13 protein-coding genes are annotated in these 16,669 nt (G+C 35.5%); 5 read left to right on the top strand and 8 right to left on the bottom strand.

Annotated elements, in window-relative coordinates; translation table 11 throughout:
* Positions 1 to 55 precede the first annotated feature (55 nt).
* The 6 genes from ABEG11_RS15435 to ABEG11_RS15460 form a co-directional block, all read right to left on the bottom strand.
* Positions 56 to 1,822 (bottom strand): ATP-binding protein, encoded by a 1,767-nt coding sequence (locus ABEG11_RS15435; protein WP_348825074.1) that lies wholly within the window; start codon positions 1,820 to 1,822, stop codon positions 56 to 58.
* Positions 1,823 to 1,836: 14 nt separating this feature from the next.
* Entirely contained in the window at positions 1,837 to 2,283 is a 447-nt protein-coding gene (locus ABEG11_RS15440; protein ID WP_348825075.1) for a response regulator, read from the bottom strand.
* A 23-nt stretch (positions 2,284 to 2,306) separates the two neighbouring features.
* On the bottom strand, positions 2,307 to 2,870 hold the full coding sequence (locus ABEG11_RS15445; RefSeq protein WP_348825076.1) for a helix-turn-helix domain-containing protein: 564 nt from the start codon (positions 2,868 to 2,870) through the stop codon (positions 2,307 to 2,309).
* Between the two features lie 38 nt (positions 2,871 to 2,908).
* The gene (locus ABEG11_RS15450) at positions 2,909 to 4,489 is read right to left on the bottom strand and encodes an FAD-dependent oxidoreductase (RefSeq protein WP_348825077.1); all 1,581 of its coding nucleotides are present in this window, start codon (positions 4,487 to 4,489) and stop codon (positions 2,909 to 2,911) included.
* Positions 4,490 to 4,608: 119 nt separating this feature from the next.
* Positions 4,609 to 5,091 (bottom strand): hypothetical protein, encoded by a 483-nt coding sequence (locus ABEG11_RS15455; RefSeq protein ID WP_348825078.1) that lies wholly within the window; start codon positions 5,089 to 5,091, stop codon positions 4,609 to 4,611.
* A gap of 21 nt (positions 5,092 to 5,112) precedes the next feature.
* On the bottom strand, positions 5,113 to 5,265 hold the full coding sequence (locus ABEG11_RS15460; RefSeq protein WP_348825079.1) for a hypothetical protein: 153 nt from the start codon (positions 5,263 to 5,265) through the stop codon (positions 5,113 to 5,115).
* Positions 5,266 to 5,471: 206 nt separating this feature from the next.
* Here ABEG11_RS15460 and ligD point away from each other — a divergent pair, with 206 nt between their 5' ends.
* The gene (gene ligD / locus ABEG11_RS15465; RefSeq protein ID WP_348825080.1) at positions 5,472 to 8,015 is read left to right on the top strand and encodes a DNA ligase D; all 2,544 of its coding nucleotides are present in this window, start codon (positions 5,472 to 5,474) and stop codon (positions 8,013 to 8,015) included.
* A 13-nt stretch (positions 8,016 to 8,028) separates the two neighbouring features.
* Here the strand turns inward: ligD and ku are convergent, their stop codons facing one another.
* Together ku and ABEG11_RS15475 are read right to left on the bottom strand one after the other, a co-directional pair.
* Positions 8,029 to 8,805, bottom strand: a complete 777-nt coding sequence (gene ku / locus ABEG11_RS15470) for a non-homologous end joining protein Ku (protein ID WP_348825081.1) — start codon at positions 8,803 to 8,805, stop codon at positions 8,029 to 8,031.
* Positions 8,806 to 8,824: 19 nt separating this feature from the next.
* Positions 8,825 to 9,211, bottom strand: coding sequence for a YidH family protein (locus ABEG11_RS15475; protein WP_348825082.1), 387 nt, complete (start codon positions 9,209 to 9,211; stop codon positions 8,825 to 8,827).
* Between the two features lie 339 nt (positions 9,212 to 9,550).
* Between ABEG11_RS15475 and ABEG11_RS15480 the strand changes: the two genes are divergently transcribed.
* The 4 genes from ABEG11_RS15480 to ABEG11_RS15495 all read left to right on the top strand — a co-directional run bounded on the left by ABEG11_RS15480 (position 9,551) and on the right by ABEG11_RS15495 (position 16,485).
* Entirely contained in the window at positions 9,551 to 9,940 is a 390-nt protein-coding gene (locus ABEG11_RS15480) for a hypothetical protein (RefSeq protein ID WP_348825083.1), read from the top strand.
* A gap of 318 nt (positions 9,941 to 10,258) precedes the next feature.
* Positions 10,259 to 10,921: a fructose-6-phosphate aldolase gene (gene fsa / locus ABEG11_RS15485; protein WP_348825084.1), complete on the top strand. Its 663-nt coding sequence runs from the start codon at positions 10,259 to 10,261 to the stop codon at positions 10,919 to 10,921.
* A 576-nt stretch (positions 10,922 to 11,497) separates the two neighbouring features.
* Positions 11,498 to 14,524: a SusC/RagA family TonB-linked outer membrane protein gene (locus tag ABEG11_RS15490; RefSeq protein WP_348825085.1), complete on the top strand. Its 3,027-nt coding sequence runs from the start codon at positions 11,498 to 11,500 to the stop codon at positions 14,522 to 14,524.
* Between the two features lie 14 nt (positions 14,525 to 14,538).
* A complete protein-coding gene (locus tag ABEG11_RS15495; protein WP_348825086.1) occupies positions 14,539 to 16,485 on the top strand; it encodes a RagB/SusD family nutrient uptake outer membrane protein in 1,947 nt (648 codons plus the stop codon).
* Positions 16,486 to 16,669 lie beyond the last annotated feature (184 nt).

Here is a 16,669-nt window from a genome sequence, read left to right on the forward strand (position 1 = left end):
TGCTAAAGGTTTTATTTTTTAAATTTCTATTACTCCAGGATTATTGCTGGTTTATTTATACTGGAAAAAAAACATGAAAAACTGCTCCGCCATTTGTAATGCCTTCTGCAGATATTGTTCCCTTATGATTGTCCACTATTTTTTTGCAGATAGCGAGGCCAATCCCGGTTCCTGTGTATTGGCTATTATCATGAAGCCTGCTGAATATCGTAAAAATACTTTCGGCATACTGCTGATCAAATCCAATACCATTGTCAGCAAATGAAATCTGGTAGTATTTCAATGTTTTGTATCTGAGCTTAGGAATTTCATCTCCTGCAACTATTTTAGCAGCAATAGAAATCTGTAATGGAATGTTTTCCTTGGCATATTTAAGCGAATTACTTATTATGTTATTGAAAAGCTGCTGTATTTGAAAAGCAATACCATTGATGGTTGGGAGGATTCCTGCAGCCAGATTAGTTTTTTTCTCTTTGAGCGATTCATCAAAATCCTGAATCGTATTTTTAAGAATTAAATTAAGGTCAATTTCTTCAAATTCTTTATTCAGTTTATTGGATCTCGAAAATAGCAGTAAATCAAAAATAAGCTTTTCCATCCTGTACGAAGCAGCTTCTATTCGATTAAAGGACTGCTGCAGGCTTATTGGAAATGAATCAAAATGTTCGGTCCTGATTTTGGAGATAAATAGCTGTACTTTGCGCAAAGGTTCCTGTAAATCATGGCTTGCTACATAATTGAATGCAGATAATTCCTTATTAGAAATCTCCAGATCAAAGACTTTTTCCTCCAGTTCCTTGGCTTTCTGCAATTCATCTGTAATATCTAAATAGATGCCAATTAAGATTCTCTCTTGAAATAAATCTGAAATTACCTTTTCAGCAGATTTTATATACCGCAATTGGCCATCTTTTCTGATAACCCTAAAATAATATGTAAAAGTATTTTCTCCATTTATTATTTTTTGGCGTATGTCTGTAACCAGCTTTCTGTCGTCAGGATGTACAAATTCTATAAATTTTGTAAAATTGCTAAATTCATCAGCAGTTATCCCTAAAATTTTATAGCTGTTTTTGGAAAAATAGGTTTGCTCTGAATATATATATTTAAAGAAATGACTGGACAGGCCAATTTCTTCGGAGTATTCATATATGATTTTGTTGACTATTAATTCATTATTGGATTTTTTAAGATGTTTGAAACCCGATTGAATTTTCCAATAAGCACTGCTGATAATCAAAACAGTCAAAAAAGCCGCCGCAAGAAAGAACATAGGAGGGAAATTCCTGTCCTGCGCATAAGCTGACTGGGTGGCAGAGAGGGAGAAAAGCTGTTTCCCTTTCATCATATTGATATGAAGGAGCAGGGAATGGAACACTTTTTTGTGCTGCTCGGCCTTAATTCCAAATCGGTTTATTTGTTTTTTGCTCATCAGATCCCATTGAAACGGCGGGAACTTTATATCAATATAGTTTTTTAAAGTGCGAAGGTTTTTTTGCTGCGAACTTTCAGTTTTGTGAAAAGCTGCTAGTGTATTATAAGAGTTTTGAAGTTTTGTTACCGAAAAATTATAGTCAGACATTTTGAGGCTGTCTTGTAAATTTATAAAATCACGCTGTTTAATTTCGGCCTCATTAATATCGGAAACAACCTCTATAATAGCCAGATGCATATTATAAGATTGCATTATTTTATTTTCACTATCCAGATTGGTATTGATTTTATTGTAAAAAACAGCAATCAATACAGATAATATAATCAGAGCGCTCACAAAAACGAATGTGAGCGTGTTTTCCTTTTTATTATTGTAAAGATTATTCATGAGAAGTTATTGTGTCATACAGTTAAAAAAAACGTTTCAGTATTAAGATGAGAAATATGATATTGCCAGTTGATTGTTACTACTTTATGAAGAACTTTTTTTAATGTCTCAAAATTGCCTGGTTTCCGGATATAGATATTGGCTCCCAAAACAAAGGCGTTATGAATATCTTCGGGACTTGAAGATGTAGAGTAGATAGCAATGGATAAATGTTTAAGTTTCTCATCATTCCGGATTTCATTTAAGCATTGAATTCCGTTTTTTCGAGGCATGTTTAAATCCAGGAAAATAATAGTTGGCAATATAATGTTGGGGGTTCTGAGGTAAGTCATTAATTCCTCTCCATTTTTTACCATTTTCAGGTTTATCTTTAATGAGAGTGCTGTAAAAGCATCGGCAAAGAAAAGACGATCATCCTGATCATCGTCAGCCAAAAGAATATGCATAGTATTATCAATCATTTTGCTGCCTGTTTAATGTTGTTTTACATAATTGAATCATAAATCTGATTGTTCCGGTCTTCCATTATTCTTTGAAACATAGTCGGAGTAAGACCTATTTTGTTTTTAAACTGATTGGACAAATGGGCGACACTGCTGTAATTTAATTGCCAAGCCATTTCTGTCAGTGTGTATTTGTTTTCTAAAATCATTTGTTTTGCTCGCTCAATTTTTTGAATAATGATATAGTTTTCAATTGAGATATATGTTATTTCCGAAAAAACATTGGCAATATAACTATAGCTCTGCTGTAAGGTTTCTGTGAGATATACAGATGTCTTCCTGTGTCGCAATATGTTATGATTGCTGATAATCTGTGAAATGGCATCTTTAATCTTTTGTACAAAAATGCGTTTAGGATTGTCATTAATTTCAATCCCATAATGCTCCAAAGAAGCCCGCAGTTCCTGGTATACATCGTCCGGAATCGCTTTGGTAACAGCAATTATCATATTATTGAGCTCAAATGGGATCGATAATCTCTGGAGCTGTTCCTTTATTACGGTTTCACAGCATTTGTTGGCGTTATATTGAATTTGAAAGTGCATGTAAGTTTTTGTTTAAAAATTAATAATTGGTAATTCCTTTATTTAATATGAATTCTAGATAAGTTTTTCGTGGCTGGACCATTAGTTACAGTTCCGTCTGATGCGAATCTGGAACCGTGGCATGGGCAGTCAAAAGTCTTTTCGTCTGTGTTCCATTTTACTATACATCCCAAATGCGGACACACTGCCGAGAAAGCCTTTAGTGTATTGTCATAATCACGATATACGGCTATTTTTTTTAATCCTGATGAAATTATACCTCCTTCACCAGCAGGTATGTCTACAGTATCATTTAAATCATTAAATGAAATCCAATCCAGATATTGTGCTGCCATATTTCCAGTCTCTTTAAGGAAATCTCCAGTGGCTTTCAAGGTTATTCGTGATGGGCTGTACAATTCTTCCCATTTGTTTTTCTTTCCAGCAATACTGTCGCTGATAATTCTGGCACCAATTGTAGCATGTGTCATCCCATTTCCAGAGTCTCCTGTAATAATATAAATGTTGTCATCCCCGGGATTTTTACCCATAAAGCCAAGTGAATCCACAGGTTCAATTATCTGCCCTGACCATCTATAGTCTATATCATCTATCATAGGAAAATAGCTCCTTGCCCATGCTTCCAATCGGTCATATCGTGCAGATTCCGAAATGTTTTCTTCATCAGACTGCCCGGTTTTATGGTCTTCGCCTCCTGCAATCAATAAGTCATATTGTTCGTCAAAGTTTTCTAAACGAACATAATGATAAGGCTGGGAAACCCATTTAGACTCTGCATCTCCGGTATCCCACCATAAAGAGTATGGTAAAATGCCTTTTGGGATTTTGCCTGCAATCACATAACTTCTATAAGCATATTGTTTTGTATGCATAGTTACAATATTGTTGATAGGGGAGTTTGCAGCAACTACAATATATTGGGCCGAAAAATTAAATCCATTTACTATTGCCCCATGCTTTGAAATGTTTTCGGCATGAGCTTGAGTATATATAATTCCGCCAAGTTCGATAATAGCTTTTGAAAGCCCTTCGAGGTAATTCAGTACATGGAACTGCGCCTGATTTTTAAATTCAATACAGCGCATATTATTGCCACCATCTATCGCAGGCGTGTGTGCTAATATATTAGTCTGCAGTCCAGCTTTTTGTGTTGCTTCAAATTCTTTGTCCAGGTTTTCTTCCTTATCGCTGGAGTGCAAAAATAAATACCCATTTACCCTTTTAAAAGAACAGTCAATATTTAATGCAGCAACATTACGCTCTATTTCATCTATCGCCTCCGAATGGCTTGCAGCTGCAAGTGCTGTATCATCTTTACCAAAAATACTTTCAAGATAATAATAGCGGTCATCTAAAGCATTGCTCAAATGAGCTGTTGTTCTGCCAGTTTCACCGCTGCCAATAAAACCATCCTCGACCAGTACTGTTTTTTTCCCTTCCTTAAGAAGATTATAGGCTGTTGTAATACCTGCAATGCCTCCGCCTATCACAAGAACTTCGGCAGTTATATCTTTATTTGGCTGCGAGTGTGATAAAATAGACGTTGAATCAATCCAGTAAGAAACATTTTCTCCCGAAGATAGAGAGCCGCCATTTAACTTTGCATTCAAATTATCCATAAGTTTCCAGTTATAAGTTAGCCTGATTAAGTATTAGAGGAAAAAATAATACTCAAAGCTACTTAAACATTTAAGGAAAAGCTTACAACTTTATTTCGAAATCTTATAGGATTGCCATTTTAACTATTTATCATCGAAGCCACAGCCAAATATAGAGCTGCGAAAATCCAATATACTGCTGCAGCGGTCACACCAAAAATTATATGGGCAAAAAACAGCTGCAGATAATAGCCCTTAAAATCAATATGGGGCTTGTATTTAGCCAGTTTAAAGATTAACAGCCAGCCAAAAATCCCCACAATTCCAGATAAACTTCCTAATAATAAACCGCTTAAAAAGGATAGCTCAAGTATTGCTTTTGTCCACAAAAAATGATATATCAGCACGAAAATCAAGCCGATGAGATAATGAATTAACCAAGCGGCCTTTTTTTTAGTGTTTAAGGATAGCTCTAGATTCAGTTTTATAAGTACAAATGTCAATAAAACAGGTTCTTTGTATAATTCCTTATAACTTGCCGAAATGGCGTAGCTAAATAAAGTCATAGCCGAAACAGCAAATGCAGTTGTTACTATGATTTGAATAAAAGAATAAAAATCCATAAGGCTGTTTTACAAAAATGTTCAATCCTTTAAGGTTTCAATTTGTTGAGGTCTGTTTATTGTCTGCTGCTGGTTTGTTTCTTTTGCAGGCTCCTCTTCTTCGCAGGTGCATGCACTATTAAGCAGAATGGCAAAAAACAAGATTGGCAGTATTTTTAAATAGATAGATTTCATAACGGCTGATTATTAAAGTACGGAGTAAAAGTAATTTTGATGCCGATGCCTTTTTTATAGAATTACGGCTGATGTTTATATAATTTTCATCTGCCTATTCCATATAATTAACTCAAATCATATAAGTTTCACTAATAATTATGTAATATTTTTTTTAATGTAAAATCTATATTTGATTTAAGATAATTCTCAAAAAAATTAAAGGTATGTCTCTTCAAAAATACAATCAGAAGCGCAATTTTACAGAGACCGATGAACCGCAGGGAAAAATCGGAAGATCTGAAAATGAATTGATTTTTGTGATACAAAAGCATGCTGCATCACATTTGCATTATGACTTCCGTCTGGAAATGGATGGTGTTTTGAAAAGCTGGGCTGTACCCAAAGGACCTTCGCTAGATCCAGAAGTTAAGCGTCTGGCAATGATGGTCGAAGATCATCCTTATAGTTATAAAGATTTTGAAGGCACTATTCCCGAAGGAAATTATGGCGCAGGAAATGTGATTGTATGGGATAACGGAACCTATCTTCCTGCCGATGATGATTACAAAGGAACTGCCGAAAAAAAACTGCTGGCCGATCTTGCAAAAGGACATTTGAGCTTTATACTGAAAGGCAAAAAACTGAAAGGCAGTTTTTCATTAGTAAAGCTAAAAGGCAAACAGGAAAATGCCTGGCTTCTTATCAAAAAAGATGACAAATATGCCACAGGCAACGATATTCTTGAAAAAGACAAATCGGTTATTTCTAAATTAAGTCTTGATATTTTAGAAAAAAAAACATCGAAAGAAAAAAAAGCAGTCAGTAAAAAAAAAATAACTGAAAAACCTGCAGTTTCTACAAAAACTCCTCTCGTTTTTCAAAAACCAATGCTGGCAAGCCTAGCCCAAAAGCCTTTTGATGATCCTGATTGGATTTTCGAAAACAAATACGATGGCTATCGCACCCTTGCTCTTATTGATGGAGATACAGTACAGCTATTCAGCCGAAACCAAATCTCGTTTACCAACAGCTTTAAGCCAATTGCTGAGGATTTGAAAATGCTGACCCATCAGGCAATTCTGGATGGGGAAGTGGTGGCCGAGGATGTATCGGGACGCTCGAACTTTCAGCTATTGCAGAATTATTTAAAAACCGGGAAAGGAACTATCAAATATTATGTTTTTGATATTCTGAATTTAGATGAAAACGACACGACCCATTTAACTCTGCTGAAACGAAAAGAACTGCTTGAGATGCTGTTATTTAAATCTCAATTTAAATCGGTGTTTTATTCTTCCCACATTCAGGAAAAAGGTATCGATTTTTTAGCCTTGGCATCCAAAAATCAAAGTGAAGGCATTATTGCGAAAAAAGCTGACAGTTTATATCACATAGGAAAACGGACCGGAGACTGGCTCAAGATCAAACTGTCACAGCAGGAAGAGGCAGTTATTATTGGTATTACAGAGCCAAAAAACTCCCGTACATATTTTGGTGCCTTGCTTTTAGGACAGTATGCGGGAAATACATTAAAATTTATTGGCAAATGCGGTACTGGTTTTACAGAGGAAATTCTGAAAGAGCTTCACGCAGCATTTTCCCAGTATTTTACAGATAAGTCTCCGCTTGAAGAAAAACTCCCGCTGCGGGATACCATTCAATGGATAAAACCAAAATTCATCTGCCAGGTAAAATTTGCCGAGTGGACACAAGACAATCATCTGCGTCAGCCTGTATATCTAGGGCTTCGTATTGATAAAAAACTTAAAGAAGTTGTTTTTTCGGGAAAAAACAAGGAAACAGTAATGGAAGAAAATAAGGAAAAAATGGAAACTAAAACTAATACTCATACCGAAAATGATTATGATTTAAAAGTAGGGAAAACGACTCTCCACTTTACCAATCAGAATAAAATTTATTTTCCGGACGAAGGTATCACCAAAGGAGAAATTGTTAATTATTACAATGAAATTGCCGATTTGATTTTACCTTATTTAAAAGACCGCCCACAGTCTATGTACCGTTTTCCGAACGGCATTGATCATTCTGGATTTTACCAAAAAGATGTGGATTTGGATAAAATCCCTTCCTGGCTGCAGACCCAGAAGATTTTTTCGGAATCCAACAACGCCGATATAGATTATCTCATCTGCAATGATAAAGCAACTCTGCTCTACATGGCCAATTTGGGCTGTATTGATGTCAATCCATGGAATTCTACCATCAAAAAAATTGATAATCCAGATTGGGCAGTAATTGATATTGACCCTGAAAAAGATGATTTTGTTGAGGTGGTAAAAACAGCACTTGCCGTAAGGGAAGTAATGGACAATTTTGATGCAGAATGCTACTGCAAAACTTCAGGTGCTTCTGGTCTTCATGTCTATATTCCGTTAGGTGGCAAATATGATTATGAGACAGTAAAATTATTTGCACATCTTATCGCCGTCGAAGTCAATAACAGCCTCCCTGAGACGACTACTTTGGAGCGCTCTATCAAAAAGAGAAATCATAAAATATACATCGATTATCTGCAAAATAGAAAAGGCCAGACTCTTGCAGCACCATATTCGGTAAGGCCAAAACCTGGTGCAACAGTTTCTACGCCACTGGACTGGAATGAGGTAAATGTAAAACTTTCGCCTTCACAGTTTACCATCAAAAATGTTTTGCACCGTTTTGAAAAAAAAGGTGACTTATGGAAACCTGTTTTAGGAAAAGGAGTTGATATTGAAGCTATCATTAAAAATATTTCCTCAAAGCCGTGATACGCTATTTATTTCAGGAAGATTTTTTCTTTCTGCTTTCAAGACTGGCTTTGAGCATGCTCATTAAATCATCGCTTTGTTTGTGAACTACTTTGAGTTTAGCAGGAGCTTGTTTTTTGCCCTTGGCTTTATCCTTAATAATTTGAAGCAGCTTATCGGTGTATTCGTCTTTATAGCTGGAAATATCAAATTTTTCGGTAAGCTGTTCAACCAGCTTATTGGCCATTTCCATTTCTTTAGGCTTTGTTTTGGATATTGGAGGCAGCTTCAGTTCAGATGTATTCCTGATTTCCTGCTGAAACCGGATGCGGTTGAGTACAATGACATCTTTGTAAGGTTTTAATATAGCCAGCCCTTCTTTATTCCGGAGTACAAAACTGGTAACTCCCACTTTTCCCGAAGCCTGCAAAGCATCTCTTAATAGGGCATAGGCTTTCATTGCACCTTTATCTGGCTCCAGATAATAAGGCTGTTCATAATACAGGCTGTCTATTTCTTTTTCTAGTGTAAAGTTGAGGATATCGATAGTTTTTGTTTTTTCGGCATCGGCGGCCTCAAAATCCTTGTCATCAAGAATGACATATTTGTCCTCAATTTTATATCCTTTCACGATATTGGCAAACGTAACTTCCTTTCCGGTTGTTTCATTTACCCTTTTGAATTTTATATTAGAATGATCGCTTTTGTCTAGCATATCCATATCCAGCGTACTTTCCTGTACCGCAGAAAATAGCTTTACAGGAATATTTATTAACCCAAAACTGATTGAACCTGTCCATATAGATCTCATAATTAATGATTTTAAATTGTTATTCGTATGCTGCAATAACCAAATAAGCAATTAGAGCAATACTCATAAAAAAAAGTGCCATTGCAATAAAAGTTAATAATCGGGTCGAGTATTGAAATTTTCCCTGTTTTAAAAGCTTCACCGTTTGCATATAGCGTATGTATGATAAAATAATGGTCAACGCTCCCGACACCAAAAGACCAATACCCAGATAAATACTGAAATTACTGCTGGGAACTGTAGTGTCAGGCAAATATTTTGCTGGGAGCTGCTTGATGAATAAAGAAAATTTTACTGCCACAAAGCCAAAAACCATTATTCCCATTCCAGTTCGTATCCATGCCAGTAAAGTTCTTTCATTGGACTGATATTCATTTAAAAGCTCTTCATCTTTTTTCTGCTTCATTATTATCAGTATTTAAGTTTTTAAAAACATCAAATCTAATTAGAATCTTATTTTTTGATTTATAGAATTGGATGTTTTATTTATAAGATTCATGACCGATAAAATCCTTATAATTGATAATTATGTAATTGACAGCTTTAATTGTGTAAGCCTAAAAATGGCAAATGGTAATAGTTTTGAAATTATTAATCAAAAATTTTTGAGACATGAAAAACGATAGTAAAACTTCGGAAGATAAAAAAGAGACAAAAAGGACTGCTGATAAAAAATCAGTAAAAAACACATCCAAAGCGGTAAAAAAAAGCCCAGCAAAAAAATAACAATTTAAAACAATTAAAAATGGAAGATAACAGAAATCGTAATTACAATCAGGAAGATCGCAATTACACAGATGCACCAAGTACAGCTGATTTTGAAAAATCAAGTTTAAATGATGATCCAAATCAAAATTATCCGAGAGAAGAATCATCCGATAATTTCAGCCGCGATAGTTCAAATAATTATGAAGAGAGTGATACGGATATAAGTTCAGGCAACACTACGGATCCAAAATATGATCCAGATGAAAATTTTGAAGAAGACAGTGATATGGATGACGCAGATTTAGACGATGAAAGCGATAGCGATAATGCTTTTGATGAAACTGATATTGACGATTCCGAATCTGAGGATGAAATTGACAACGAGGACGATGATGATGAGTACATTTATGAAGATAGAGATCTTTAAGCATTTTTCATAGTGATTTAAAAGCCTATGGTTTAATTGATTTTATCGGTTAATTCATAGGCTTTCTGTTGATTCTTATGTTGATTTAAGGTCTACATCTGATTTTATTTAAAAGTTTCAATTTTTGTATTACAGCAGAATAAAAGTTTTGGTTTAAATAATATTTGTTTTAATTTTTTTATATGTTTGCAAAAACAATCGGTTGCGTTATTCGATTTTAATAGGTTTAATGGCAAAATCATCGAATATCCTTAGATAATAACCTGTATGGCCAGGGGCTTTTAATTATAACATTTTAAAAACTTAAACAAAAAACATATGAAATTTTTTATTGACACAGCAAATTTAAAAGACATCAAAGAAGCAAATGATTTAGGAATATTAGATGGAGTAACCACCAATCCGTCATTAATGGCTAAAGAAGGAATTACAGGAGCCGAAAACATTATAACCCATTACACAAAAATATGTGAACTGGTGGAGGGCGACGTTAGTGCCGAAGTAATCTCAACAGATTTCGATGGAATGGTTGCCGAAGGCGAAAAGCTAGCAGCATTGCATCCGCAGATTGTTGTAAAAATACCTATGATAAAGGATGGAATAAAAGCCATCCGTTATTTTTCGAATAAAGGAATCAGAACCAATTGTACTCTGGTTTTCTCCTCGGGACAGGCTTTGCTTGCTGCCAAGGCAGGAGCAACGTATGTGTCGCCATTTATTGGCAGGCTGGATGATATTTCTACAGATGGATTGCAGCTCATAGAGGAGATCAGATTGATTTATGATAATTATGGATATGAAACTCAAATACTGGCCGCATCAGTGAGGCACGTGATGCATATTCTTAATTGTGCCAAAATTGGTGCCGATGTAATTACTGGTCCATTAAGCGCGATAGAAGGCTTGCTGAAACACCCTCTTACCGATAGCGGATTAGCCACTTTCTTGGCGGATTATCAAAAAGGAAATAGTAATCTATAAAAATATCATTTGTTATTATTCATTTAGAAGAATAGTAGAATGCTTTATATTTCATTGTTGTTAAAAGGAGTCTGATTCAGGCTCCTTTTTTATTTTTTACAAATCAGATACTTTTCGCTTTAATTTTCTTATAAATATAATTAGTAAGGTTAAACATTTGTCTTTCTAAAAGCAATCGATTGTTTTTTTTAATGAAATTAAAGATTTTTTTTGATAAATATTATAAAACGAGGAGATTATGGTTTATTTATTTATTTTATTGAAATGATATTTTTTTATTAAATAATCTTTGATTTTAAAAATAATATTTAAATATAATTTAATTTTTTAAAACTATTTATATGCATATAATTTTTAAAAGCTGTATTTTTTTTTAAATTCATAAAAAAAAATATACACAACCGATTGTGTATTTAATTTATATGTATATATTTGTTTCTCTCAAAACTTATTAAAACAATGAGTTTAATTAACTAACCAATTTTAATAATTAAATCAATTTTTATGACTAGCTATTACTTTACTAGAAATTCAAAGCATTTCAAATGTTTTGTTTTTTTGATTTTAATGTTTGTTATGTCGCTCAATTCGAGTGCGCAAACAACTGTTACAGGAATAATATCAGATAAAAATGGTCCTATTCCGGGGGCGAATGTAAATTTGAAAGGATCATCTAATGGATCCAGTTCTGATTTTGATGGTAAGTATACTATAAAAGATGTTCCTTCCAATGGTGTACTTGTTTTTAGTTTCGTTGGATATCAATCTAAAGAAATTACAGTGGGCGGGCGAAGCACTATAAATGTAGTTTTAGAAGATGAATCAAATACTCTGAAAGAAATTGTTGTAATTGGTTATGGTGCCGTTAGAAAAGAAGCTGTTACAGGATCTGTATCCACTCTTGCAGGCAAAGAGCTTAGCGAATTTGCATCAGGTAATGTTACGCAAGCCCTGCAGGCAAGGCTTCCAGGTGTCGAATTGACTCAAACGTCTACCAAACCTGGTGCTTCGATGCAGATTCGAATTCGAGGAACCCGATCGCTTACAGCAGATAATAATCCGCTGATAGTGCTGGATGGAGTGCCTTTTGCTGGATCAATTGGTGATATTAACCCTGTTGATATAAAATCACTTGACATTTTGAAAGATGCCTCTGCAACTGCTATTTATGGATCCCGTGGTGCTAATGGAGTGATATTGATTACAACTAATAAAGGCAGAAAAGGACAGAAAGCTAAGTTCACCTATAATGGATTTGGCGGGGTAAAAAATGTATTCGGCGATTATGATATGATGAATGGTGACCAGTTTGCAGCACTTCGTGATATAAGCAAATTATATTCAGATGGCAGGGATGAAGTGAGAGGCCAGAACACTGACTGGCAGGGATTATTATATGATTCAGGCCAGATAACCAGTCACGATGTAGGAGTTTCTGGAGGAAGTGAAGGAGGTTCATACACTGGAGGTCTCGGTTACTATAAGGAAGAATCTGTTTTGCCAGGTCAATCTTATGAGCGTTTTAGCCTTAGAGCTTCATTGGATCAGGAAATTGGAACAGCATTCCGCATTGGTTTTACAACTAATAATAATTATGCGATTACTAATGGCGATAATATAGGTCCTGGAGCTGCCTTAGGAATGTCTCCTTTGATTGATCCATATGATGCTGATGGTAATTTAAAAAGAACAGTAAACATGGGACTTATAGATGATAAATGGGTTTATACCAGACAATCTATCAATGCATTAGGCGATTCTTATGTTAATTTAAACAAGGCATTCAGTTCATACAACAATATTTTTGGTGAGATAAAAATCCCTGGGGTAGATGGACTGAAATATAGATTAAATTCGGGATTGAATTTCCGTACTGCCAATAATGGGTATTATGAAGGGCAAGGCGTTTTTGATGTTAACCCAACCACAATATCGAATGCTTCAATCAGTAATTTTATGTCTACACAATGGCTGCTCGAGAATTTAATTACTTATGATAAAACTTTTGCTGGAAAGCATACTGTCAATTTTGTAGGACTGTATTCTAACGAAAGTTACACAGGAAATAGTTCGAGAATAGCTAGAAACGGAATTACTTCGGATGCATTTCAGTTTTATAATTTAGGTCAAAGTGAGGAACCTGTTACTATAACACCAAGTGAGCAGGATTATACAAAATGGGGATTACGTTCTTACATGGCTAGATTAATGTACTCTTATGATAATCGTTATTTTATTTCAGGAACTGTCCGTTCTGACGGATCTTCAAGATTAGCTGAGGGTTCTAAATGGGTTACTTATCCTGCGGTTTCTGCAGGCTGGACAATTTCGAACGAATCATTTATGAAGGATATATCATGGCTAAGTTCATTAAAATTGCGTGCAGGATATGGTGAGACTTCAAATCAGGCTGTCAGTCCTTATGCTACTTTGGGAGCTTTGAGCACAAGACCATATAATTTTGGTACTGCTACAAATTCTACAGGAGTATTTGTAACAGAATTGCCTAACCCAATTTTAGGATGGGAATATTCTAAAACTGTAAATGTTGGTTTGGATTTTGGATTTTTTAACAGCCGTTTGACAGGAACTGTTGAATATTATAATACACAGACAGAAAATTTATTGCAAAGAGTAGCACTGCCTCAGACAACTGGTGTTGATGGCTATACTGCAAATGTTGGAGCGACTGAAAACAAGGGATATGAAATTTCATTAAATGGTGTGATATTGGATAATCCTAATGGTTTGACATGGACAGTAGGTTTCAACTTATATGCTAATAAAAATCAAATTGTTTCTCTAGCTTCTGGAAAGGATAGAGATGAGGGCAATTTATGGTTTGTTGGTCATAACATTGCTTCACTTTATGACTATGAAAAAGTTGGACTTTGGCAAGAAGGTGATGCTTTTATGGATAAATATGAATCAGGGCCAACGAATGTAAATGATAAAGGAACAGTGGTTGGATCCATAAAAGTAAAATATACGGGAGGGTATAATGCAGATGGATCACCTATACGCAGGATCGATGCTACAGATAGACAGATCATGGACACAGATCCAGATTTTCAAGGAGGTTTTAATACTAATTTGACTTATAAAGGTTTTGATTTTAATGCTGTGGGAGCCTTTAGAAGCGGCGGAATTTTAGTAAGCACACTTTATGGCAGTGCCAGTTATTTGAACTTGCTTAATGGCCGAAGCAGTAATGTTGACGTAGATTATTGGACACCTTCAAATACAGGTGCAGATTTTCCTAATCCAAATGGAATCAGAAGCGGGGATAATCCAAAGTATATGTCGACTATGGGGTATTTTGATGGTTCGTATTTGAAAATCAGATCGATAACTCTTGGATATACACTTCAGCAGGATTTTATGAAAAAAGCAGGAATTGATAAATTACGTATCTATACTTCAGTTCAAAATCCATTTGTTTTCTTTTCTCCTTATTACGATATGTCTGGAATGGATCCTGAAACTAATTCATTTGGAGACCAGAATCAAGCCGTAAATTCTTATCCAAACAGAATTTTGGTGATAGGAACTAATACGCCTTCAACTCGTAACTTTTTATTGGGGCTTAACTTAACATTTTAATAAATTAGAATAATATGAAACGATATATTTTTAAAAATATAATTATAGGATCAGTAGCTTTGTTTAGCTTGGCAGGTTGTTCTGACCTATTAGAAGAAGAACCACATGATTTTTATGAGCCATCCTATTTTAAAACTGAACAAGGTGTACTTCAAGGACTAACATCTCACTATGCTCACTTACGCTGGATATATGGAAATGCTTATTTTTATAATTCATTACAAACAGGAACTGACGAGGCAACCTATGCACAAAGTGCCGATGGAAATTTCAAAGACCATGATTTATCAGGTGTTGGGACAATCACTCCAAGTTCAAGCCGTTCGGATGTGTTGTGGAATAATTCCTACGCCGACATTAATACGGCCAGCGGTATCATTGAAAACGGTGCAGAAGTAGGGGTATCTTCAAGTTTAATAGCTGAATCTAAATTTTTCAGAGGATTTGATTATTTCTTACTAGTACAGACTTTTGGTGGCGTTCCTTTAGATTTAGGTACGGGAATTTTAAAATTTAATAATAAAGCAACACGATATTCAGCTCGAAATACAGTTACTGAGGTATATACCAAAGCAATATTTCCTGATCTAAAAGCAGCAGTTGCCGAGTTGCCAGATGTACCAAGACTTACAGGAACCGCAACAAAAACACTGGCTCGCCTGTTTTTGGCAAAAGCTTATTTGACATATGCCTGGTGGCTGCAAAACCCAAATAATATTCCAACTTATCCTGATACACCACGAACAGATCCTGATGGACATAATGCGCAATGGTATTTTCAGGAAGCTTACAATGTCGCTATGGAAGGTATCAATAATGCTGGGTCAAATTTTGGACTAGAGGCTTATTATTATGATGTTAATTTAGGGTCTAATGATCGTAATAAAGAAATGCTGCTGTATGCAGATCATAATGAAAAAAATGAGTACTACAATGGCTCAAGCCTTACCTATGCTGGTGGTGGCGGTGCAGATAATTTTGCAGGATGGATGGTTACCTGGAATTATACAGCCTTGAAAAGTAAGGATGCATCAGGTAAACTGGTATCGCCTGTCCAGAGAGAAGCAGCTCAGGCATTAGGACGACCTTGGACACGTATGGCACCACCTATAGATGTTTTCACAAATACATTTGCTGATAAGTCAAATGATTCACGTTATGATGGTACTTTTGCAACTGTATATCGAGGAAACTGGAATTTAAAAACTACAGGACTGACAGATATAGTTACATTGTTTAATGCAAATGGATTGCCAGTAACTTCAAAAGATGCTATACTTACGTTCCTCAATGACGAGCCATCTACTGCCATTACTTATCCTGCTGGTGGCGGTGATAGCGGTATTGGTGCAGGAGTTTTGCCAGGCAGGGCTGATTATGTAATCTCTCCAAACGGTATCAGCAGGATAGTGTACCCAGGATTCTGGAAATTAGGTCCTTATCGTACAGACAATGCGGGAACTTTAGGACAGCCAAATGCGGCGAGTACCAGACCATTTCCAGTAGCTAAATTTTCAGAACTTTATTTTGTGGCGGCCGAAGCTGCTGTAAAAGGAGCTACAGGAACGATGACTGCCCGAAACCTGATTAATGTTATCCGTGCGCGTGCAGGAAAATGGCGCTGGGACAATAATGGCAATGTTGCAAAAACTGCAGATAACAGCGCAGCTCTTACTGCAGCAACTCCAGCTGTAATTGATATCAATTATATCTTGGCAGAACGTTCTCGAGAATATTTTGGTGAAGGATATCGCTGGTATGATTTAGTTCGTACTCAAAAATGGAATGAAGTTGCTGGAACTTATAGAATTGGTGGTTCAAGCTATGGTGATCACACCCCGGCTACAGTAACTAGAACAATCCAGCCGTATCATTATTTAAGACCTATTCCAATCGGGCAATTTGATCGTATGGAATTGACAGATGCAGAGAAAGCAGCTTATCAAAATCCTGGATATTAATTCTCAAAATAAAACAAATTTAGAATTGATTTTTGGTTAATGGACAATTGAAGTGTAGTTTTTACAGGATGCTCTTCAGGAGTTACTTAAGTTTGTTTAGTTAGGAGCCGAGTGTGAATTCGCTCGGCTTTTTAACAATTTTCAAAAAAATGTACACTCACAGACACAATCTATGTATTAAAAC

This window comes from Flavobacterium aestuarii (assembly GCF_040049115.1).
GTDB classification, from domain to species: Bacteria; Bacteroidota; Bacteroidia; order Flavobacteriales; family Flavobacteriaceae; genus Flavobacterium; species Flavobacterium aestuarii.

Coding starts and splice junctions, on each gene's coding strand:
- ABEG11_RS15490 (WP_348825085.1), top strand. CDS start 11,498: ATGTCGCTCAATTCGAGTGCGCAAACAACTGTTACAGGAATAATATCA.
- ABEG11_RS15480 (WP_348825083.1), top strand. CDS start 9,551: ATGGAAGATAACAGAAATCGTAATTACAATCAGGAAGATCGCAATTAC.
- ligD (WP_348825080.1), top strand. CDS start 5,472: ATGTCTCTTCAAAAATACAATCAGAAGCGCAATTTTACAGAGACCGAT.
- ku (WP_348825081.1), bottom strand. CDS start 8,805: ATGAGATCTATATGGACAGGTTCAATCAGTTTTGGGTTAATAAATATT.
- ABEG11_RS15445 (WP_348825076.1), bottom strand. CDS start 2,870: ATGCACTTTCAAATTCAATATAACGCCAACAAATGCTGTGAAACCGTA.
- ABEG11_RS15435 (WP_348825074.1), bottom strand. CDS start 1,822: ATGAATAATCTTTACAATAATAAAAAGGAAAACACGCTCACATTCGTT.
- fsa (WP_348825084.1), top strand. CDS start 10,259: ATGAAATTTTTTATTGACACAGCAAATTTAAAAGACATCAAAGAAGCA.
- ABEG11_RS15495 (WP_348825086.1), top strand. CDS start 14,539: ATGAAACGATATATTTTTAAAAATATAATTATAGGATCAGTAGCTTTG.
- ABEG11_RS15440 (WP_348825075.1), bottom strand. CDS start 2,283: ATGATTGATAATACTATGCATATTCTTTTGGCTGACGATGATCAGGAT.
- ABEG11_RS15450 (WP_348825077.1), bottom strand. CDS start 4,489: ATGGATAATTTGAATGCAAAGTTAAATGGCGGCTCTCTATCTTCGGGA.
- ABEG11_RS15455 (WP_348825078.1), bottom strand. CDS start 5,091: ATGGATTTTTATTCTTTTATTCAAATCATAGTAACAACTGCATTTGCT.
- ABEG11_RS15475 (WP_348825082.1), bottom strand. CDS start 9,211: ATGAAGCAGAAAAAAGATGAAGAGCTTTTAAATGAATATCAGTCCAAT.
- ABEG11_RS15460 (WP_348825079.1), bottom strand. CDS start 5,265: ATGAAATCTATCTATTTAAAAATACTGCCAATCTTGTTTTTTGCCATT.